At 66.1% G+C, this 19553-nt stretch carries 19 protein-coding genes; 10 read left to right on the plus strand and 9 right to left on the minus strand.

Annotated elements, in window-relative coordinates; genetic code table 11:
• The first annotated feature begins 140 nt into the window (after positions 1–140).
• Positions 141–1634, plus strand: a complete 1494-nt coding sequence (locus IB255_RS21855) for an aldehyde dehydrogenase family protein (RefSeq protein ID WP_081516644.1) — start codon at positions 141–143, stop codon at positions 1632–1634.
• 92 nt (positions 1635–1726) lie between these two features.
• On the opposite strand, the gene IB255_RS21860 is transcribed toward IB255_RS21855, so the two are convergent.
• Entirely contained in the window at positions 1727–2386 is a 660-nt protein-coding gene (locus IB255_RS21860) for a glutathione S-transferase family protein (RefSeq protein ID WP_081516643.1), read from the minus strand.
• Between the two features lie 360 nt (positions 2387–2746).
• On the opposite strand from IB255_RS21860, the gene gabP reads away from it, so the two are divergent.
• The 3 genes from gabP to IB255_RS21875 all read left to right on the plus strand — a co-directional run bounded on the left by gabP (position 2747) and on the right by IB255_RS21875 (position 6347).
• A complete protein-coding gene (gabP, locus tag IB255_RS21865; RefSeq protein ID WP_081516642.1) occupies positions 2747–4159 on the plus strand; it encodes a GABA permease in 1413 nt (470 codons plus the stop codon).
• A gap of 63 nt (positions 4160–4222) precedes the next feature.
• The gene (locus IB255_RS21870) at positions 4223–5227 is read left to right on the plus strand and encodes a GlxA family transcriptional regulator (protein ID WP_139791507.1); all 1005 of its coding nucleotides are present in this window, start codon (positions 4223–4225) and stop codon (positions 5225–5227) included.
• 883 nt (positions 5228–6110) lie between these two features.
• Complete coding sequence (locus IB255_RS21875) at positions 6111–6347, plus strand: hypothetical protein (RefSeq protein WP_081516640.1); 237 nt, start codon at positions 6111–6113, stop codon at positions 6345–6347.
• Positions 6348–6610: 263 nt separating this feature from the next.
• Here the strand turns inward: IB255_RS21875 and IB255_RS21880 are convergent, their stop codons facing one another.
• Together IB255_RS21880 and IB255_RS21885 are read right to left on the minus strand one after the other, a co-directional pair.
• Positions 6611–8305, minus strand: coding sequence for an amidase (locus IB255_RS21880; protein ID WP_081516639.1), 1695 nt, complete (start codon positions 8303–8305; stop codon positions 6611–6613).
• Positions 8306–8740: 435 nt separating this feature from the next.
• A complete protein-coding gene (locus IB255_RS21885) occupies positions 8741–9130 on the minus strand; it encodes a hypothetical protein (RefSeq protein ID WP_225594958.1) in 390 nt (129 codons plus the stop codon).
• A gap of 218 nt (positions 9131–9348) precedes the next feature.
• On the opposite strand from IB255_RS21885, the gene IB255_RS21890 reads away from it, so the two are divergent.
• Positions 9349–9768 (plus strand): transcriptional regulator, encoded by a 420-nt coding sequence (locus IB255_RS21890; RefSeq protein WP_081516638.1) that lies wholly within the window; start codon positions 9349–9351, stop codon positions 9766–9768.
• An 11-nt stretch (positions 9769–9779) separates the two neighbouring features.
• Here IB255_RS21890 and IB255_RS21895 read toward each other — a convergent pair whose 3' ends face one another.
• Positions 9780–10280: a GNAT family N-acetyltransferase gene (locus IB255_RS21895; RefSeq protein ID WP_081516637.1), complete on the minus strand. Its 501-nt coding sequence runs from the start codon at positions 10278–10280 to the stop codon at positions 9780–9782.
• 56 nt (positions 10281–10336) lie between these two features.
• Between IB255_RS21895 and IB255_RS21900 the strand changes: the two genes are divergently transcribed.
• Entirely contained in the window at positions 10337–11293 is a 957-nt protein-coding gene (locus IB255_RS21900; RefSeq protein ID WP_081516636.1) for a LysR family transcriptional regulator, read from the plus strand.
• On the opposite strand, the gene IB255_RS21905 is transcribed toward IB255_RS21900, so the two are convergent.
• Positions 11290–11688 carry a RidA family protein gene (locus IB255_RS21905; RefSeq protein WP_081516635.1) on the minus strand — a complete coding sequence of 133 codons (399 nt, stop codon included), beginning with the start codon at positions 11686–11688 and terminating at the stop codon, positions 11290–11292. The genes IB255_RS21900 and IB255_RS21905 overlap by 4 nt on opposite strands.
• Positions 11689–11850: 162 nt before the next feature.
• On the opposite strand from IB255_RS21905, the gene IB255_RS21910 reads away from it, so the two are divergent.
• Positions 11851–12774: a LysR family transcriptional regulator gene (locus IB255_RS21910; protein WP_081516634.1), complete on the plus strand. Its 924-nt coding sequence runs from the start codon at positions 11851–11853 to the stop codon at positions 12772–12774.
• An 11-nt stretch (positions 12775–12785) separates the two neighbouring features.
• Here IB255_RS21910 and IB255_RS21915 read toward each other — a convergent pair whose 3' ends face one another.
• Positions 12786–13451, minus strand: coding sequence for an O-methyltransferase (locus IB255_RS21915; RefSeq protein ID WP_081516633.1), 666 nt, complete (start codon positions 13449–13451; stop codon positions 12786–12788).
• A gap of 96 nt (positions 13452–13547) precedes the next feature.
• Between IB255_RS21915 and IB255_RS21920 the strand changes: the two genes are divergently transcribed.
• Positions 13548–14204, plus strand: coding sequence for a TetR family transcriptional regulator (locus IB255_RS21920; RefSeq protein WP_081516632.1), 657 nt, complete (start codon positions 13548–13550; stop codon positions 14202–14204).
• Between the two features lie 4 nt (positions 14205–14208).
• On the opposite strand, the gene fos is transcribed toward IB255_RS21920, so the two are convergent.
• Both fos and IB255_RS21930 read right to left on the minus strand, forming a co-directional pair.
• The gene (gene fos / locus IB255_RS21925; RefSeq protein WP_081516631.1) at positions 14209–14619 is read right to left on the minus strand and encodes a fosfomycin resistance glutathione transferase; all 411 of its coding nucleotides are present in this window, start codon (positions 14617–14619) and stop codon (positions 14209–14211) included.
• Positions 14620–14688: 69 nt separating this feature from the next.
• Positions 14689–15384: a B3/4 domain-containing protein gene (locus IB255_RS21930; RefSeq protein ID WP_081516630.1), complete on the minus strand. Its 696-nt coding sequence runs from the start codon at positions 15382–15384 to the stop codon at positions 14689–14691.
• A gap of 432 nt (positions 15385–15816) precedes the next feature.
• Between IB255_RS21930 and IB255_RS21935 the strand changes: the two genes are divergently transcribed.
• The gene (locus IB255_RS21935) at positions 15817–16725 is read left to right on the plus strand and encodes an MBL fold metallo-hydrolase (RefSeq protein WP_151186629.1); all 909 of its coding nucleotides are present in this window, start codon (positions 15817–15819) and stop codon (positions 16723–16725) included.
• Here IB255_RS21935 and IB255_RS21940 read toward each other — a convergent pair.
• Positions 16719–17612, minus strand: a complete 894-nt coding sequence (locus IB255_RS21940; RefSeq protein WP_151186628.1) for a LysR substrate-binding domain-containing protein — start codon at positions 17610–17612, stop codon at positions 16719–16721. The genes IB255_RS21935 and IB255_RS21940 overlap by 7 nt on opposite strands.
• A 379-nt stretch (positions 17613–17991) precedes the next feature.
• Here IB255_RS21940 and IB255_RS21945 point away from each other — a divergent pair, with 379 nt between their 5' ends.
• On the plus strand, positions 17992–19539 hold the full coding sequence (locus IB255_RS21945) for a nucleobase:cation symporter-2 family protein (RefSeq protein ID WP_192210855.1): 1548 nt from the start codon (positions 17992–17994) through the stop codon (positions 19537–19539).
• The last annotated feature ends 14 nt before the right edge of the window (positions 19540–19553 follow it).

Raw genomic sequence — 19553 nt, forward strand, 5'->3', positions numbered from 1 at the left:
CCCGCCCACCAAAAACCACAATTAAATCCTTTTAATTCAATAAGTTATAAAAACTTGACAGCCTTGGCACAGCCGTTGCGATGCTCCGCCTCAGCGACTCCCAGACCGGGAGCACGAACAGACAACAAGAGGCCACCGCAATGCTCGCTTCCCTGCCCATCAAGCCCGAATCCCGCGCCTTCCTGCAGCGCGCTCCGAAGATGCTGATCGGTGCCGACTGGACCTCCGCCAGCGACGGCGCCCTGATGGACCTGCGCAACCCGGCTACCGGCGAAGTGCTCTGCCAGGTGCCGGCCGGCACCGCCGCCGACGTCGACCGCGCCGTGCGCGCCGCGCGCCAGGCCTTCGATGACTCGGCCTGGAGCCGCACCCGCCCGCGCGAACGGCAGAACCTGCTGTGGAAACTCGCCGACCTGATGGAACGCGACGCCGACCTGCTGGCCGAGCTGGAATGCCTGAACAACGGCAAGAGCGCCGCCGTCGCCCGCGTGATGGACGTGCAACTGGCCATCGACTTCCTGCGCTACATGGCCGGCTACGCCACCAAGATCGAAGGCACCACGGTCGACGTGTCCATGCCGCTGATGCCCGACGGCGAATTCCACGGCTATATCCGCCGCGAAGCCGTCGGCGTGGTGGGCGCCATCGTCGCCTGGAACTTCCCCCTGCTGCTGGCCTGCTGGAAGCTCGGCCCGGCGCTGGCCACCGGTTGCAGCGTGGTGCTCAAGCCCGCCGACGAAACCCCGCTGTCCGCGCTGAAACTTGCCGAGCTGGTCCTGGAAGCGGGCTACCCGGCGGGTGTGTTCAACGTCGTCACCGGCGCCGGCATCACCGCGGGCGCCGCCCTCTCCCACCACCCGCTGGTGGACAAGCTGACCTTCACCGGCTCGACCCCGGTCGGCAAGGAAATCGGCAAGGCGGCCATGGACAACATGACCCGCGTGACCCTGGAGCTGGGCGGCAAATCGCCGACCATCGTCATGGCCGACGCCGACCTCGCCACCGCCGCCGCTGGCGCTGCCCAGGCGATCTTCTTCAACCAGGGCCAGGTCTGCTGCGCCGGCTCGCGCCTGTATGTGCAGCGCAAGCACTTCGATAACGTGATCGCCGACATCTCCGGCATCGCCAACGGCATGAAGCTGGGCAACGGCCTGGACCCGAGCATCGACATGGGCCCGCTGATCTCTGCCAAGCAGCAGAAGCGCGTGTTCGACTACATCGAACTGGGCCGAGGCAAAGGCGCCACCATCGCCTGCGGCGGCGAGCAGTTCGGCCCTGGCTACTTCGTCAAACCCACGGTGATCGTCGACGTCGACCAGAAGAATCCGCTGGTGCAGGAGGAGATCTTCGGCCCGGTGCTGGTCGCCATGCCCTTCGACGACATCGAGGACGCCCTGCGCCTGGCCAACGACAGCCCCTACGGCCTGGGCGCGAGCATCTGGTCCAACGACCTGGCGGCGGTGCACCGCATGGTGCCGCGCATCAAGTCCGGCTCGGTGTGGGTCAACTGCCACAGCGCGCTGGACCCGGCGCTGCCCTTCGGCGGCTTCAAGATGTCCGGCGTCGGCCGCGAGATGGGCGCCGCGGCCATCGAGCACTACACCGAGCTGAAATCGGTGCTGATCCGCCTGTAACTCTCCGCTGGTCTACCTCGCCCGCGCGGTCCCCCTGCGCGGGTCTTGCATCCCCCGGTCGCGGCAGCGCACGGGGGATTTTTTTGCCCGGTTCAATCCCGATCCGGCGCCCCCAGCGGGAACAGCGGCCGGTGCGGCCGCGCCTCCTCCACGGCGCGGGCGAAGGATGGGCGCGCCAGCAAGCGCGAGCGGTAGGCGCGCAGTGTCGGATACTGGTCGCCGATGGGATGGGTCCAGTCCGCATAGAACAGCGAAGGGGCCGCCGCACAGTCGGCGAGGCTGAAGCTCTCCCCCGCCGCCCAGGTACGCCCGGCGAGTTCTTCTTCCAGCCAGGCGTAGGCCAGTTCCAGCTTGCTCACCGCATGGGCCAGGCCTTCCGCACGCTTGCCCGCTTCGCCGCTCATGGCGCCCAGAACGGCGTGCTGCACTGGGGTCATCACGTGCCAGTCGAAGAAGCGGTCGAGGAAACGCACGTCCAGCGCCTTCAGCGGGTCGTCCGGCAGCAGGCGCACCGGGCCGGGATGCTTGAGGTGCAGGTACTCGATGACGATGCTGGTCTCGGCGACGCTGTGCTCACCGTCCAGCAGCACCGGGAACTTCGCCAGCGGCCACAGGCGCAGCCAGTGCGCGCCGTTCTCCGGCTGATCCGGGCCGAGGCCGCGGAACTCGAAGGGTGTGGCGTTCTCGTAGAGGGCGATCAGGACCTTCTGCGTGTAGGAGGAAAACGGATGGCCGAACAGGACGAGGGACATGGCAAGTCACCTGAGGCAGACGAAAGTACTCAGCCTAGACCCGAATGCCGGCGGGCGAAGGGGGCATGACCGCCGATCCGATCAAGCCGCCGTGCAAAGCCGTCCACTACGCATGGAACCTCCGTCCCAGAGCGGCCTATCGCCACTACACCAGCCGCCGCCCATGTCGTTTTTGGTCATGCCCACGGCGATTTCGAGCAACTCGACACCCATCCGGTGCCTTAGCTTGAGCCCCGCGTGAAGCGCATAGCCGCCACGCGGATTCCCCGGCCTCTACCAGCGCACCAGCGGTTGCGGGGAAGCCGCACCCGGCCACGCGTCGCCGCGCCCTACATAACAATTTCAATAAAAGGCCGACAGATGAGTGCTCCCAGTGCAAAAGACGCCAATGGCGATCTGGTGCAGGGCTTCAAGCCCCGCCACGTAACCATGCTCTCCATCGCGGGAATCATCGGCGCAGGCTTGTTCGTCGGCTCCGGCCATGCGATTGCCGCCGCCGGCCCCGCCGCCATCGTCGCCTACGCCCTCTCCGGGCTGCTGGTGGTGCTGGTGATGCGCATGCTCGGCGAGATGGCCGTGGCCAGCCCCGACACCGGCTCCTTCTCCGCCTATGCCGACCAGGCCATCGGCCGCTGGGCCGGCTTCACCATCGGCTGGCTGTACTGGTGGTTCTGGGTGCTGGTCATTCCCATCGAGGCCATCGCCGCCGGGGTCATCCTCAACAACTGGTTCCCGCAGGTCGAGACATGGGTATTCGCCCTGTCGATGACGCTGCTGCTCACCGTCACCAACCTGTTCAGCGTCGCCAAGTACGGCGAGTTCGAATTCTGGTTCGCCATGCTCAAGGTGGTCGCCATCGTCGCCTTCATCGGCCTGGGCGCCGCCGCGCTGTTCGGCCTGCTGCCGGGGCGCGAGGTGAGCGGCCTGAACAAGCTGATGGGCGAGCACGGCGGCTTCATGCCCAACGGCTGGACGGCCATCTTCAGCGCACTGATCACCACCCTGTTCAGCTTCATCGGCACCGAGGCGGTGACCATCGCCGCCGCCGAATCCAGCGACCCCAGCCGCAACATCGCCAAGGCCACGCGCTCGGTGATCTGGCGCATCAGCGTGTTCTACCTGCTGTCGATCCTGGTGATCATCTCGGTGGTGCCGTGGAACGACCCGCGCCTGGTGGAGATCGGCTCCTACCAGCGCACCCTGGAACTGCTGAACATCCCCAACGCGCAACTGCTGATGGACCTGGTGGTGCTGGTCGCCGTGGCCAGCTGCCTGAACTCCTCGGTGTACATCGCCTCGCGGATGATCTATTCCCTGAGTCGGCGAAACGATGCGCCGGCCTTCATCCAGCGCACCTCCGCCGCCGGCGTGCCGCGCGCGGCGGTGATCGCCAGCACGCTGATCGGCATGTTCACCACCCTGCTCAATTTCTTCGCACCGGGGCGGCTGTTCGAGTTCCTGCTGGCCAGCTCCGGCTCCATCGCCCTGCTCGTCTACCTCGCCATCGCCGTGTCGCAGCTGCGCATGCGCGGCATCCTGCGCCGGCGCAACCACGAGCTGGTGTTCCGCATGTGGCTGTTCCCCTGGCTGACCTGGCTGGTGATCGGAATCATCAGCTTCATCCTCGCGGTGATGTTCATCATGCCGACGCACCGCATCGAAGTGAGTTCGACCCTGGCGCTGACGGTAATCATCATCCTGCTCAGCCAGACCAGCCGGCGCACTTCGCCCTCAGGCCAATCCGCCCTCGGCCGCCGCGCCGTGCGCGGCTGAGCCGGTCACCAACCCACGCAGACGAGGTGCCGATTGGTCGAACGCCGCCAGTTCAGTGGGGCCATGCAGGGCCGCAACCTGCGCTACCTCGACGGTGACTCCAGGGAGCCCGGCCGCCTCGCGCGGGTGGGCTTCCTGCTGCTCGAACACTTCTCCCTGCCCGCCTTCACCCAGGCGCTGGACACGCTGGTCACCGCCAACCTGATCCGCACGCAGACGTTCGCCACCGAGACCTTCAGCCTCGACGGCGAGTCGGTCACCAGCGACCTCGGTCTGGTGATCTGCCCCGGCGCCATGCTGACCTCGACGCAGCTCGCCGAGCTGGACCTGCTGGTAGTCTGCGGTGGGTTGCGCACTCCGCTGCGCGCCATCCCGGAGCTGACCCGCCTGCTCCAGGCCGCCGCCGACAAGGGCATCGCCCTCGCCGGCCTGTGGAACGGCGCCTGGTTCCTCGGCCAGGCCGGCCTGCTCGACGGCTACCGGTGCGCCGTCCACCCGGAGAACCGCGCAGCGCTGGCGGAAATCGCCCGGCACAGCGAAGTCACCAGCGAGAGCTACCAGGCCGACCGCGACCGCCTCACCGCCGCCAGCCCCACGGGCGCCTTCAACCTGGTACTGGAGTGGATCAACGCCCGCCACGGCCGCGAACTGGTGGACGCCATCGTCGACATCCTCGCCTTCGAGGAATCACGCTTCCGCCGCACCCGCCCGGCGCTGCACGAGAAGCTCAGCGAGCCGCTGCGCGAGGCGATCAACCTGATGAGCGCGAACATCGAAGAGCCGCTGAACCAGGACCAGTTGTCGAGCTACGTCGGGCGTTCCAAGCGGCAGATCGAGCGACTGTTCCAGGAGCAACTGGGGACCACGCCGGTGCGCTATTACCTGGAACTGCGCATCACCGAAAGCCGCCGCCTGCTGCAGCATTCAAGCCTGCCGATGTACGAGGTCGGCCTGGCCTGCGGCTTCGTCTCGCCCAGCCATTTCAGCAAGTGCTACACGTCGTTCTATGGCTACTCGCCGTCGAAGGAAGCGCGCTTTGGTTGCGTGAAGGCACAGCGCACCGTGTAGGACGGGCGGGGACATCTGGTCCATGCCCGTGATCGCTCCCCATGAGTGCTTCTGGAGGGTGGCATCGGAATTTCCGGCCAGGTAGCGAACCGTCTGAAACGCCGGCCCTGCCGGCGGATCGCGGGCACGGCCCGCTCCTACAGGGGAGCGCTGGCGTTGAGCGGCTCGCGAGCAAGCTCGCTCCTACAACTGCTCTCCAACTGCTCTGCGCTCTGTGCTCTTTGCTCGCTGAAGACTTCCAGCGAAATGTCCGCGCACTCCGAACGGCCCCGTTCAGGAGGCCTCGTTGAAGCGGAGTTTCTGGGGTTGAGCGACATGGATGTCGCGAGAGCGCTGTCGGGCCAGGGATGGCCCGTCAGCGCGGCCCCCTGAAACTTCGGTTCAACGAGGGTATTTTTCGCCCCAAGCGAAAAACCGGATGTCCGGGGCAAGACCTTTGCCTTCTTTGGGGCGTTTGCCAAAGAAGGTCGCCCGAGGGGGCGAAACACGAAGCCGGCGCGCGTGCCGACGCGGCGCTGAAATGCCCAAACCGAGGCAGCAGACATGCAACACCAGAGCCAGAGAAAGCGCCGGCCCTGCCGGCGGATCGCGGGCAGGGCCCGCTCCTGCACGACAGAGCCGGACGCGTCCGATTGACACCCGCTAGCCGAGTCCCTACCGTTGCCCCGTTGCCCCAGATGGGCAGACGGGATTGGCGTCCCGTTCAAGAGAAGGTGCATGAACCTTGGTTCAGCTCCTCGCATGGTTGCACCCACGTTATGGGAGGGCCGTGCAGGGCATCTTCGGATGCGCCGTTTTCTCTTGACGGTACGCCAACCTGTACGGTCCGCCCACCCTGATTGGCGTCGGGGCGCGGTCACTCAAATCTCAAGAGATGCAATCCATGACCTTCACCGCCCCCACCCTGCTCCACCTCAACGACGAGATCACCGCACTGTCATTGCGGGATGCCGCCGACGGCCGCCATCACGCGCTGCGCCAAATGCTCGGCTTCCTCTCCGGCATTGGCGATCATGGGAATCCTTCTTCGGAGGTGCTGGCCGGCGTCTTCTCCTGCCTGCAATACCTCGCGGACGACTCTGCCCATCTCTACACCGCTGCCGACAGACTGCGGTCGTAGGATGGTGTGGAGCGCAGCGATACCCATCAGCTTCCTGTGCGACAGCATGGGTACCGCTGCGCTCCACCCTTCCTACAAGGCTAAAGCGGCGCTGGAACACCCAATCCAACGCAGCAAACCTGCAACACCAGAGCAAGAGAAAACGCCGGCCCTGCCGGCGGATCGCGGGCGTGGCCCGCTCCTACAGGGAGACGCCAGAGCCAGCCATAAAAAAACCGCGCCCCATGGGCGCGGTTTTCATTCTGCCGACAGCAACCAACCGATCAGGCCAGCGGCGGCGTGCTCGGCGGCACCAGGCGCTTGGAGCCGGTGGCTTCGAAGGCCGCTGCGAAGCGCAGCAGCGCGGAGTCGTCATAGGCGCGACCGGCGAAGGTCAGGCCCACCGGCATGCCGATGTCGGCCATCACGCCCATCGGCACGGTGACGGTCGGCACGCCCAGGTGCCGGATCGCCAGGTTGCCGTTGGCGACCCAGATACCGTTACTCCAGGCGATGTCGGCCGACTCCGGATTGACGTCGGCGTCCGCCGGGCCGACGTCGGCCACGGTGGGGAACAGCACGGCGTCGAGCTTCAGGCCGTCCATCCAGTCTTCCAGGTCGAGCTTGCGGGTCTTCTCCAGGCCGCGCAGGCCGTCGGGCAGGGATTCGATCTGGTCCCAGGTCTTCAGGCCGCGCTTGGCCATGTTGACGTACTCGTCCATGCCGGCGACCAGGTCGTCCTCGCGGTTCGGCAGGGTGCCCGGGTCGTGCGGGAAGATCTGCGGACCGTCGACATCGGCCAGCTTGTTCAGCTTGGGGTCGCCGTTGGCGCGGAGGAAATCGTCGAAGCCCCAGCCAGACAGCTCCCACAGCTCGTCATGCATGAACTGCTCGGTGACGAAGCCACGGTTGAACACGGTCGGCGCGCCAGGACGGTCGCCCTCGCAGTTGGAGACCAGCGGGAAGTCCACTTCGACGACTTCGGCGCCGGCGGCTTCCAGGGCCTTGCGGGCCTGTTCCCAGAGGTCGATGACCGAGGCGCGGGTGTTGATGCGCTGGCCGGTCGGGCCGCCGATGCCGGGCTTCTCGCTGGTGCCGGCGAGTTCGTCCTTGTTGATGAACATGCGCGGCACGCCCAGGCGCTTGCCCTTGAGGGCTTCAGGGCCTGCTGCGAGGTCCAGGTAGGACGCCGGGCGCACGTCGGCAACGGCGGGAATCGGCACCCACGGCTGCAGGCGCCAGAGGTCGCCACGCTTGTCGGCGTCTTCGGCAACGACCACGTCGAGCACTTCCAGCAGGTCGGCCATGGTGCGTGCATAGGGCACCACCACGTCCATGGTCGGGGTCAGCGGCCAGTTGCCGCGCACCGAGATCACGCCACGGGAAGGGGTGTAGGCGCACAGGCCGTTGTTCGAGGCCGGGCCACGACCGCTGGACCAGGTTTCCTCCGCCAGGCCGAAGGCCGAGAAGCTCGCGGCGGTCGCGGTGCCGGCACCGTTGGAGGAACCGGAGGCGAAGGGCGCGGTGAGGAACTTGCGGTTGTACGGGCTTTCCGCACGGCCGTAAACGCCGCGCTGCATGCCACCGTTGGCCATGGGCGGCATGTTGGTCTTGCCCAGGCAGATGGCGCCGCCAGCGCGCAGGCGCTCGACGGTGAAGGCGTCGCGGTAGGCGACCAGGTCCTTGAAGGCCGGGCTGCCGGAGGCGGCGGTCAGGCCCTTGACCAGGTAGCTGTCCTTGGCGGTGTAGGGGATGCCATCCAGCGGGCCGAGGGTCTCGCCACGGGCGCGACGGGCGTCGGAGGCTTCGGCTTCCTTCAGGGCCTGCGTGTTGCGCACGACCACGGCATTGAGCTTGCCCGGGCCATCGTAGGCATCGATGCGCGCGAGGTAGGCCTTGACCAGTTCGACCGCGGTGGTGCGGCCCGACTCCAGGGCTTCACGCAGCTGCGCAATGGAAACTTCGGTTACCTCGATCATGCTGTCACCGTCGGCTGAAGGGTGGTGGGAAGGGGCAGGTCTGCGTCGCGACGGACCCAGACGGCGCAAGTCGGAAAATGCGTGTTCATCTCGATTCTCTTGTACTTCTGTTACGCGACGGGAGTGAGTGTACCGTCGGCCGGCGGCAGCGTTCAGCGCCCGGCGGACAAACCGGATGCGCATCGACAGGCTGTGAAGGGCGAATACAGCCGCCAGGGCGCACACACTGGCATGACCGATCAGAATACACAACAGTCGTAAATTAAAAAAAACGCCCGCCGAGTGGGGGGACTCGCCGGGCGATAGTCGGGCGCTGGGAGGAGCGCCCCTGGAGAGTGAATCAGCGGCAGCCCGAAGGCAGACGCTGACGCAGGCTATTCGCCGCCTGCCGGCGCTGGGCGGGCCGCTGGGGGGAGCGGCCCGCTCGAAGACGGTTCAACTGTGCTGTGCGCACTGGTAGGCGGCATCCAGCAGCTCGCCCTTGTCCTGCCAGGCGCTGCGCTGGTAGGCGCTGAAGTGGTTGCCACCGGCAATCGGGGTCACCTGGACGATGCCACTGGCCTGCCGCGGATCGGCGCTGCCGGTGAGCAGCTGGCGGGTGGCGCCGCTGTCACTGACGAAGGTGGCGGTGCCGGGGGTGAGCCGGCCGTCGACGCAGCTCAGGTAGGTGCTGCTGTCCTGGGCGGTGGTACCGCCGAGGCTGTCCCAGCTCAGCCGGGTTTCCGAGGTCGCCGCGCAGCCGGTCAGACTGGCCACGGCCAGCAGCAACGGACAAAGGGCGATGCGGGCGGCCAGGCGATTGGGTGTGGGGCGCTGTGTGTTCATCGTTTCTGTCCCTTGCTCGGTTCGACAAGCTCTTGGGACAGATAGTCAGCTGCGCCCGGCCGGCGCACCACTCGATTGCATCGATAGTGAAGCTCGACGTCGTCGATGGTTGCGCAGCGCCGCATTGGCGCACCTCCGCGCAGGAAGTTCGAACCCTCCCCGCCCGGCCGGGTCGCAACTCAGGAAGGCCCTGCATTGATGACCCCGGAGGACACGCCATGAGCTACGACTGGGACCTGATCGAACGCCTGCTGCTGCGCGCCCAGGAATGCGCCGACCAACCCTACAAGGCCCGCGAGTGCGGCGAGGAAGTGGCCGAGCAGCACCGGCTGCAGGGCGAGCCGGTGGACGGCAGCGTCGATCACCTGAAGAAGGTCGCCGGCGACCTGGAGGGCGACCTGCTCGCCAACGGCTATATCCAGGAACGCCCCCGCGAGCACGGTGGCACCGGCAACAACTTCGAGCTGACCGAGCGCGGCACCGAGCTGCTGACACTGATCAGCCGCAGCTTCCCGGACCACCTGGTGTTCCGCCAACTGCTCGACGAACAGGGTGAAGCCGCGCTGCTGCCGGAAACCTTCGACCTGCTGGCCGAACGCGCCACCCGCGACCGGGTGAACGACCGGCCGGAGCGCTGACGCTTCAGCGATCAGGCGGCAGGCAGCTCCATCACCATCTCGTGCCACGCCATGCCGCCGTGGTCGGACGCCGACGGCTTCACGTAGCGATAGCCGAAGCGCTCGTAGAGCGGTACGTGACGGTCCTTGCACATCAGGTGGATGCTGCGCTTGCCCAGGCCGGTCATGCGTTCGATGAAGGTACGCATCAGCAATGTGGCGTAGCTCCTGCCCTGCTGCGCCGGGTCGATCACCACCGACATGATCACCACATTGGGCGCCGCCGCGTCGTGGCCGATGAGCTCCTTGAACTCCTCGTCGGACATCACCACCTCGAAAGCGCAGCCGCTGTTGATGAAGCCAATGATCTCGCCGTCCAGCTCCATGATCAGGAAGCCTTCGGGATACTGTGCGATGCGCGTGGCGATCTTCTCGCGGGTCGCGGCCTCGTCGCCTTCGTAGGCGGATATCTCGATCTCGAAGCAGCGGTCGGTATCGGCGGCTGTGGCGGTGCGGAAAGTCGGTTGGCTCATGGTGATGTTCCGGTGGATCAGGTGGATCGGAGACAGCAGGATAATGAAAGCGCAGAATGCACGTACTGCATTTTCTTCACCGGATACTGAACACCGTGCACGCCAACCTGCGCCGCCTCGACCTCAATCTGCTGCTGGTGTTCGACGCCCTGTTCCGCCACCGTAGCGTGGTGACCGCCGCCGACGAACTGGCCATGAGTCCCTCCGCCTGCAGCCACGCGCTGGGCCGCCTGCGCGACACCCTGGGCGACGAGCTGTTCGTCCGAGCCGGTAGCGCCATGCAGCCCACCGCCCAGGCCGAGCTGATGGCCGAAGGCATCGGCGAGGCCCTGGCGCTGCTTGCCGAAAGGCTGTCCAGCGCCGCGCCTTTCGACCCGGCAAGCACCACCCAGACCTTCGTCTTCGCCGCCACCGACTACACCAGCTTCACCCTGCTGCCGGGACTTGTTTCGCGGATCGAGAAACTCGCCCCGCACCTGCGCATCAAGGTGGTCTACGCGACGCAGCAGGACTCGCTGGACGACCTGCGCGAAGGCCGTGTGCACTTCGCCCTGGGCGTTACCCACGAGCGCAGCGAAGGCGATGCCCTGGAGGCCATCGAGTGCTTCAGCGACGACTACGTGGTAGTCGCGCGCAAAGGGCACTCGCGGATCAGCGGCGGGCTTTCACTGCAGCAATACCTCGCCGAGCGACACGTGGTGGTGCTGCCCTGGAGCGACGCCGTCGGCGTGATCGACGCTGCCCTGGCGCGTCAGGGCATTCAGCGCGACGTGGCGGTGCAACTGCCCAGCCTGCTGGCGGCACCGAGCCTGATCGCCGTCTCCGACTACCTGCTCACCCTGCCCCGCCGCGTGGCGCAACAGCTCAATGCCGACGGTGCGCTGGTGTTGTACCCGGCGCCCCTCGAGCTGCCGCGCTACAGCCTGCGCATCCTCTACCACCCGCGCCACGCGAGCCGCCCGGCGCACCGCTGGCTGCGCGAGCAGATGCTGCGGGCGCTGGGCGACACCTAGCGGCCTTCCGGCAGCCTGGCGATCACCTTGATCTCGAAGTCGAAGCCATACAGCCAGGTCACGCCCACCGCCGTCGCCGTCGGATAGGGCGCCATGCCCCAGTAGTCGGCAGCGACCTGCCAGGCACGCTCGAAATTCATCTGCGGATCGACCATGAATACCGTCACGTCGATCACGTCCTCGAAGCTGCAGCCGGCGGCGGCGAGTATCGCGTTGAGGTTGTCGAAGGCCCGGCGCACCTGGGCTTCCAGCTCCGGTTCGGGCGATCCGTCCTCGCGGCTGCCGACCTGGCCGGAGACGAACAGCAGGCCGTTGCTGCGGATCGCCGGGGAATAGCGGTTGCGTTCATAGAGGGCCTGGCGGCCAGCGGGGAAAATCACGTCGCGAGTAGTCATGGACTTGCTCCATCAGAGGGGGCCACAGCCCCGGTTTCAACGATGGAGTCAGGTTAGGGCGCAGCGCACCGGCGATAATCGGGCAATACGGGTCAGCATTGTTTGTAGAATCCAAACAATCAGCCCGGGGACAGCCCCTTTCACCAGCCAGCCGGAGCCACCATGGACCGTTTCGATGCGATGCAAGCCTTCGCCCGCGTGGTGGAAACCGGCAGCTTCACCAAAGCCGCCGACACCCTGCACATGAGCCGCACCAGCGTGACCCAGCTGATCCAGCAACTGGAGGCGCGGCTGCGTGTGCGCCTGCTCAACCGCACCACGCGCAAGCTCAACCTCACCGCCGATGGCTCTGCGTACTACGAGCGCGTGGTACGCCTGCTGGCGGACATGGACGATGCCGAGACCAGCCTCTCCAGCGCTGCCGCCCTGCCGCGCGGGCGGCTGCGGGTGGACGTCCCCAGCCCGCTGGCGCGCCTGCTGCTGATCCCCGCGCTGCCCGACTTCCACGAGCGCTATCCGGACATCCAGATCGACCTGGGCGTCAGCGACCGCATGGTCGACCTGATCGACGAGAACGTCGACTGCGTGGTGCGCGGCGGCGAGCTCACCGACCTGTCGCTGATGGCGCGCAAGATTGGCGAGCTGCAACTGGGGGTTTTCGCCGCTCCCGCCTACCTGCAACGCGCCGGTGTGCCGCAGCACCCGAGCGAGCTGGAAAACAGCCAGCAACGCATCGTCGGCTACCTCTGGGCGCGCACCGGCAAGCCGCTTTCCTATGCCCTGCAGAAGGACGGTGAGAGCGTTCAGGTCCACGGTCGCCCGGTACTCACGGTGGACGATGGCAACGCCTACCTGGCCGCCGGAATTGCCGGCATGGGCGTGCTCTGGTTGCCGCGTTACATGGCGCAGGATGCCCTGGCGCGCGGCGAACTGGTGGAACTGTTCGGCGACTGGAGCATGGAGAGCATGCCGCTGTACCTGGCTTTCCCGCCCAATCGCCACGTCAGCGCCAAGCTGCGGGTGTTCATCGACTGGGTCGCCGAGCTGATGGCGCGGCATGCACCGGTGGCCCACCCGCCGCTCTAGCCAGCGCAGCTTCAGCCCAGGCGCATGGACAGTTCCACATCGTCCGCGAAGGGAATCGACAGGTAGCGCCCGCCCGGCAGGCGAACTTCGGCCAGGTACTCGGGGCAGTAGTCGGCGTTGTCGGCGACGACCATCGCGCCGGGGCGAAGACGGCTTTCCACCAGGGCGAGGATCTCCGGATAGAGCGACTTGGCGCCGTCGAGCAGCAGCAGGTCGATGCTCTCCGGCAGGTCGCGGGCCAGGGTCTGCAGCGCGTCGCCCTGGCGAATCTCCACCAGGTCGGCGACGCCGCCGGCCTCCAGGTTGGCCTGGGCCCGCGCCACTTTCGACGGCTCGAACTCGCTGGTGATCAGCCGGCCACCGCCGTTGTCGCGCAGGGCTGCGGCCAGGTGCAGGGTGGAGAGGCCGAACGAGGTGCCGAACTCGACAATGTTTTTCGCGCCGATGCCGCGCGCCAGCATGTACAGCAGTGCACCGGTTTCCCGCGAGACGGGCAGCGGCTGGTCCTTGAGCTGGCCGTAAAGCTCGCGGTACTGCGTCTTGCTCTGCATCAGGCGGGTCAGCGCGGCCTGGTCGAGGTTGGTGAAAGCCGGGCTGGACTGCGGAGAAGCCGCGTCGGCCTCCTCGAACAGGTGTTGCAGCAGGGGCGCCACGGGGGCGGTAGTAAGGGTCGTCATGGTGGGTTTCCCGTGTGGAATTTGAGTGCGCACAAGCGCCCGACTAGAATGCGATCTTTTCGTCAGGTTTTACTATTCGCATTGCCGGAGCCAGCCATGAGCGAACGCCGCAGCCCGCGTATTTCCACGCGCAAGGAGCCGAAACAGGCACGTTCCAACGACCTCGTGACGGCCGTTCTCGACGCTGCTGTTCAGGTTCTGGAGAAGGAAGGCGCCCAGCGTTTCACCACCGCGCGGGTCGCCGAGCGCGCCGGGGTCAGCGTCGGTTCGCTGTACCAGTACTTCCCGAACAAGGCCTCGATCCTGTTCCGCCTGCAGAGCGACGAATGGCGGCAGACCACCGAGATGCTGCGCGGCCTGTTGGTCGATGAAAGCCAGCCGCCGCTGCAACGCTTGCGCAACCTGGTGCACGCCTTCATCCGCTCAGAGTGCGAGGAAGCGCGCATGCGCATCGCCCTGAGCGATGCCGCCCCGCTCTACCGCGACGCCCCCGAGGCCAGGGAAGCCAAGGCCGCCAGCGAAGGCATCTTCCAGGCGTTCATCGCCGAGGTCCTGCCGCAAGCCAGCGACACGCAGCGCACGCTGGCCCGCGAACTGATCACCACGACGCTGGGTTCGGTGGGCAAGCAGTTCTCGGAAAGCCCGCGCAGTGCGGAAGAGATCGAAGCATTCAGCGGAGCGATGGCGGATATGTTCTGCGCTTATCTGGAGCGGCTGACACTCGCGGCGCCCATGCACTCTCTCGCAGAGTGATGACTCAGTCGAAAAACTCCATGTCGCGATACGGCCGTCGCCGGCATTGCGCGAGGCGCGACTCCAGGCAGCCGACGTGGACTTCCAGGCGGTGACCATCCGGGTCGAGGAAGTAGAAAGAGTTGCCTTCGCTGGTGTTGTCCTTCCATTCCTCGACTGAAGTGGCCAGCAGGCGCTCGCGCAGCAGCACGAAGTCGCGCTGCGCGATGGAAAAGGCGTAGTGCGTGTAGTCTGCACGCGGGTTAGTACCGCGGTTTTCATCCAGCGACAGACATACCCAGAGATCACCCAGCTCCAGGTAGGCGCCGGCTGCCCAGCGCGCCCGTAGCCTCCCATCCAGGCTTCCCCGGTAGAACTGGATACTGCGCGACAGGTCTGTGACGGCCAGGGTCAGATGGTTCAGTCCGGTAAGCATGTCGGGGCTCCGCGATCGGGAAGCGACGAGCATGCCAGAAACTTGATGCTATCGGTGGGTACCACTTCTTTATCGAGCGTCCGTTCCCACCAGCAGCACCTCGGCCCGAGCCCCCGGCATCATCGCCAGCAATCCGGCGACAAGCTGGTCGCCCGCTTCGCGCAGGGCCTCCAGCGGCATCTCCGGCAGGCTTTCGAGGATGAACCACATGCGCTGCGCCTCGGCATCCAGACGGGTGCGTACGCCCTGTCGCCAGTTCCAGCGGCGGCAGGTGACACCCATCTCGTCGCGCCAGATGACTTCGCCGGCGTCGGGGGATTCATGGGCCGGCGCGCCGTCCTTCAGGGTGTCGAAGGTCTCGCTGCCCTCGGCGATTACCAGGCGCGGAGTACCGGCGTAGGCGGCGAGGTTTTCCCCGCCGACTGGAATGGCGAATTGCACGCTGATGGCGTTGTACAGGTCCACTACCGGGTCGATGCTGGGCAGGCTGCCGTCGCGCAGCGCGCGCTTGCGCAGCGCCTCCGCCGAACAGGGCGTGCGCTGGGGCTTGGCGCCGAAACGGCGGAACACCTCGGCCCAGGCCGCCAGGTGCGCGTCGCCCCAGGCCGGCTCGCCCGCCGCCAGTGCCGCGCAGGCACGCTGCAGCGCCAGCTCCGCCACCTCCGGATGGAGGATCGGTGCGGCGTCCACGGTGATGCTCAGGGCACGAAAGCCAGGAGCGAGGGTTGCGATGGCAGGGGCGATTTGCGGCGTAACGGCTTGCATGGCGGAATCCTTGAGGTGCAGCGGCAACGAGGTGGAACGGTCTGGCGCAGGGCCTGCCTCAGCGGCGGACGAAGTTGCGTTTGTTGTAGTCGCCCCAGGCGACAGAGAGGGTTTTCAGCACACACAGCAAGGCGGTCCATCTGGACGTCATTGGAATAACTCCGGAATCAGTGGGAATGGGCACGAACAGCGCGCCCGACCCAGATAGTTGTACCGGCATGGCCCCGTCGCTGCCATGAAATCCCCGAATGAATGATTAGCCTTACTTATGCGGGAGCACGAGAATCAGCTTCGCTAATTCCGCCAGGCTTTAGCTGAACTGAACTGTCAGGCCGCAGAAATCGTGCATTGAAGTACACCCTCGCCAGCGGTGAGATGGGCCGGCGGACAACCCGCCACCCCCGACAACAACGAGAAAGAGGTTCGCGCCCCATGCGCACGCTGATCAAAGCCCTGGCCCTGGCTTCCACCACACTCCTCGGCGCGCCCTTCGCCACGACCGCCGCCGAAGCCCCCAAGGCTGAAAAGCCGGCCTTCGTGGTACACAAGCTGACGGACTTCCTCTACGCCATCGGCGAGCCGAACTACTACCAGAAGAATTATTCGTACCTGCTGGTGGGGGCGAACCAGGCGCTGATGTTCGACTCCGGCGCCAACCAGAAGGAAGACATCACCCAGGTCGCCCGCCAGATCACCGACAAGCCGCTGTCGGTGCTACCTTCGCACCTGCACTTCGACCACCTGGGCGGGCTGCACAACTTCCAGAGCATCTACCTGGTGGATACGCCCTTCACGGCGAAATTCCGCCGTGCCGACGGCCTCTACCAGGTGCCCGAGCCGGTCTACCTGGGCAACATCGACCACATGACCCTAGCGCCCTTCAAGGTCTCGCGACTGGTGAAGCCCGACGAGGTGATCGACCTGGGCGGTCTCAAGCTGCGCCTGCTGAGCATGCCCGGCCACACCCCGGACGAAGTGGCGCTGCTCGATGAGGCGCACAACATCCTGCTCTCCGGTGACCACCTCTATCCGTCCTGGCTGCTGGCCGGGAATCTCAAGGACTACGTCGCCTCGCTGGACGCTACGCTGAAGGTGATCAACCCGCAGACCACTCTCTACGGCGCCCACGCCGACGAGGACCCGAGCAAGGTACCGGCCATGACCTACGCCGACGTGGTGGCGGTGCGCGACAAGATGCAGCAGATCCAGGCCGGCCGCGCCAAGGGCGAAGCCTTCAGCGACCCGGAGCTGATCAGGAGCTCGGAGCTGTACAAGGTGGAGAAGGACATCAGCATCCTCACCGATATCCAGTTCACCGATGGACGCGGTTACGGCTACTGAGCCGGCTCGCTGATCGACAGCAACCACTCGATGAACGCCCGGACCTCCGGGCGTTCGCGTTTCGCCTCCGGGCAGACCACGTAGTAGTTGTGCACCGCCGCCACCGAGATCGGCAGCGGGCGCACCAGCCGGCCTTCGTCGAGGTCGCGCTGTGACACCGTCTCATCGCTGAGCGCCACGCCGAAACCATCGCGCGCGGCCTGCAGGACCATGCCGAAGTCTTCGAAATGGATGTCCTCGGCACCACCCCGACTGTATCCAGCCTCGGCCAGCCATTGCTGCCACTGGCTGCCGTCATCCTCATGCAGCAACCGGTGCCGCGCCAGATCGGCGGCCTCGACGATGGCCAGCGGCCCGCGCAGGTATTGCGGGCTGCACACCGGCGTCATGCGGATGCCATGCAGCAGGCGCCACCAGACACCCGGCCACGGCGGTGTGCCGTAGATCACCGCCACGTCGGCGCGGCGCCAGTCCACCTGCGGCATGCCCGGCGCGGTGATCACGCTGACCCGCACCGAGCGCGACTCCTCCATGAAGCGCAGCAGCGGCCGGGTCAGCCACTCCACGCCTTCGGCCGGCGGGATCGACAGGCAGATGTCCACCCGGTCCTCTTCCAGCCGGACTCCCGCCTGCAACGCCTGGACCGCCTCGGTGATCTCGCCCATGGCACTGGCCACGCGCTTCTGCAGCTCGCGGCCGCTGTCGGTCAGCACCAACTGACGGCCTCGTTTCTCGAACAGCTCCACGCCCAGGCTGGCCTGCAGCGCCTTGACCTGCTGGCTGACCGCGCCCGTGGTGACGTGCAGCTCGACAGCAGCCGCGGCCAGGCTGCCCAGGCGGGCCACGCTTTCGAACACCCTGAAACTGTGCAGCGGTGGGAGGGCCATCTCTTTTCGAAATCCAACGAAAACCAAGGCGGACGGTTATAGCAGGAGCAGCCTTCGCCGGGGAGGACGGCGAGCACGGCGCATCACTGGCCCGCAATTTGCGATGACCTGTGTACAGGTGGCCGGCAAGAGTCTTTCAGAGCTTTGCATGCAGCCAAGTGGTGCTTTTGGATTCAAACATGCACACATTTCGTGCAACGCACTCCGGGTCAGGAATTCATGCAGAAAGCCGATTGCAGAGCCATCCACCCCGATAAAACACATAACCGACCGGTCAGATTCCGGACCATCGGCCGAAAACATGTATACAAAACAGTAGATATTCACCACGGACTTTGTCTACAGTGGCCCCACAACAAAAACAAGCGAGTCCTCAGCCATGAATGATCGTTCAGCTGTAGCGTCCGCCGGAGCACGCCCGGAAGACGAGAACCTCGGAATCGGCGCCAACCTGGCGTACGGCCTGCAACACGTTCTGACCATGTACGGCGGTATCGTCGCCGTGCCCCTGATCCTCGGCCAGGCGGCCGGGCTCTCCCCCAGCGAGATCGGCCTGCTGATCGCTGCCTCTCTCTTCGCCGGTGGCCTCGCCACCTTGCTGCAGACCCTCGGTCTTCCCTTCTTCGGCTCGCAGATGCCACTGGTGCAGGGCGTTTCCTTCGCCGGTGTCGCCACCATGATCGCCATCCTCGGCGGGGGCTACGAGGGCGGTGGCATGCCCGCTGTCCTGGGTGCCGTCATGGCAGCCTCCTTCATCGGCTTCCTGATCACGCCGGTGTTCTCGCGCATCACCAAGTTCTTCCCGCCGATGGTCACCGGCATCGTCATCACCACCATCGGCCTGACGTTGATGCCGGTAGCGGCGCGCTGGGCCATGGGCGGCAACCCCAAGGCGCCGGACTTCGGCAGCATGGCCAACATCGGCCTGGCTGCCCTCACCCTGGTGTTCGTCCTGCTGCTGAGCAAGCTGGGCAACGCATCCATCTCGCGCCTGTCGATCCTGCTGGCCATGGTGATCGGCACCGTCGTCGCCGCCGCCCTGGGCATGACCGACTTCTCCCGCGTGGCCGAAGGCCCGATGGTGGCCTTCCCGGCGATCTTCCACTTCGGCCTGCCGACCTTCCACATCGCCGCCATCATCTCGATGCTGATCGTGATCATGGTGACCCTGGTGGAAACCTCGGCGGACATTCTCGCCGTCGGTGAGATCATCGGCACCAAGGTCGACTCCAAGCGTCTGGGCAATGGTCTGCGCGCCGACATGGCGTCGAGCATCCTGGCGCCGATCTTCGGCTCCTTCACCCAGAGCGCCTTCGCCCAGAACGTCGGCCTGGTGGCCGTGACGGGCGTGAAGAGCCGCTACGTGGTCGCCACCGGCGGCCTGATCCTGGTGACCCTCGGCCTGCTGCCGGTAATGGGCCGGGTGATCGCCGCAGTGCCCTCCTCCGTGCTCGGCGGCGCCGGCGTGGTGCTGTTCGGCACCGTGGCGGCCAGCGGTATCCGCACCCTGTCCAAGGTGGACTACCGCAACAACATGAACCTGATCATCGTCGCCACCTCCATCGGCTTCGGCATGATCCCGATCGCCGCGCCCAGCTTCTACGAGCACTTCCCCAGCTGGTTCGCCACCATCTTCCACTCGGGCATCAGCTCGGCGGCGATCATGGCCATCGGTCTCAACCTGCTGTTCAACCACCTCAAGACCGGCAACTCCAACCAGCAGTCGGTGTTCGTGGCCGCCGAGGAGCGCACCCTGCGCTACCGCGACATCGCCGCGCTGAACGAGGGTGACTACTTCCAGAACGGCAAGCTGTACGACGCCGAAGGCAACGAGGTCCAGGTGGTCGGTGACGATCACGACCACGACGAGCACCACGCGCCAACCGCCAGAACGGTGAAGCGCGAAACGGTGAACAGCAGCGCCTGACGCTCAGTCAGATG

The organism is Pseudomonas sp. PDM22 (genome assembly GCF_014851965.1).
GTDB lineage: Bacteria > Pseudomonadota > Gammaproteobacteria > Pseudomonadales > Pseudomonadaceae > Pseudomonas.

Excerpts from the sequence above, each read along its gene's own strand:
- IB255_RS21855 (WP_081516644.1), top strand. The coding sequence starts at position 141 with ATGCTCGCTTCCCTGCCCATCAAGCCCGAATCCCGCGCCTTCCTGCAG.
- IB255_RS21860 (WP_081516643.1), bottom strand. The coding sequence starts at position 2,386 with ATGTCCCTCGTCCTGTTCGGCCATCCGTTTTCCTCCTACACGCAGAAG.
- gabP (WP_081516642.1), top strand. The coding sequence starts at position 2,747 with ATGAGTGCTCCCAGTGCAAAAGACGCCAATGGCGATCTGGTGCAGGGC.
- IB255_RS21870 (WP_139791507.1), top strand. The coding sequence starts at position 4,223 with ATGCAGGGCCGCAACCTGCGCTACCTCGACGGTGACTCCAGGGAGCCC.
- IB255_RS21875 (WP_081516640.1), top strand. The coding sequence starts at position 6,111 with ATGACCTTCACCGCCCCCACCCTGCTCCACCTCAACGACGAGATCACC.
- IB255_RS21880 (WP_081516639.1), bottom strand. The coding sequence starts at position 8,305 with ATGATCGAGGTAACCGAAGTTTCCATTGCGCAGCTGCGTGAAGCCCTG.
- IB255_RS21885 (WP_225594958.1), bottom strand. The coding sequence starts at position 9,130 with ATGAACACACAGCGCCCCACACCCAATCGCCTGGCCGCCCGCATCGCC.
- IB255_RS21890 (WP_081516638.1), top strand. The coding sequence starts at position 9,349 with ATGAGCTACGACTGGGACCTGATCGAACGCCTGCTGCTGCGCGCCCAG.
- IB255_RS21895 (WP_081516637.1), bottom strand. The coding sequence starts at position 10,280 with ATGAGCCAACCGACTTTCCGCACCGCCACAGCCGCCGATACCGACCGC.
- IB255_RS21900 (WP_081516636.1), top strand. The coding sequence starts at position 10,337 with ATGCACGTACTGCATTTTCTTCACCGGATACTGAACACCGTGCACGCC.
- IB255_RS21905 (WP_081516635.1), bottom strand. The coding sequence starts at position 11,688 with ATGACTACTCGCGACGTGATTTTCCCCGCTGGCCGCCAGGCCCTCTAT.
- IB255_RS21910 (WP_081516634.1), top strand. The coding sequence starts at position 11,851 with ATGGACCGTTTCGATGCGATGCAAGCCTTCGCCCGCGTGGTGGAAACC.
- IB255_RS21915 (WP_081516633.1), bottom strand. The coding sequence starts at position 13,451 with ATGACGACCCTTACTACCGCCCCCGTGGCGCCCCTGCTGCAACACCTG.
- IB255_RS21920 (WP_081516632.1), top strand. The coding sequence starts at position 13,548 with ATGAGCGAACGCCGCAGCCCGCGTATTTCCACGCGCAAGGAGCCGAAA.
- fos (WP_081516631.1), bottom strand. The coding sequence starts at position 14,619 with ATGCTTACCGGACTGAACCATCTGACCCTGGCCGTCACAGACCTGTCG.
- IB255_RS21930 (WP_081516630.1), bottom strand. The coding sequence starts at position 15,384 with ATGCAAGCCGTTACGCCGCAAATCGCCCCTGCCATCGCAACCCTCGCT.
- IB255_RS21935 (WP_151186629.1), top strand. The coding sequence starts at position 15,817 with ATGCGCACGCTGATCAAAGCCCTGGCCCTGGCTTCCACCACACTCCTC.
- IB255_RS21940 (WP_151186628.1), bottom strand. The coding sequence starts at position 17,612 with ATGGCCCTCCCACCGCTGCACAGTTTCAGGGTGTTCGAAAGCGTGGCC.
- IB255_RS21945 (WP_192210855.1), top strand. The coding sequence starts at position 17,992 with ATGAATGATCGTTCAGCTGTAGCGTCCGCCGGAGCACGCCCGGAAGAC.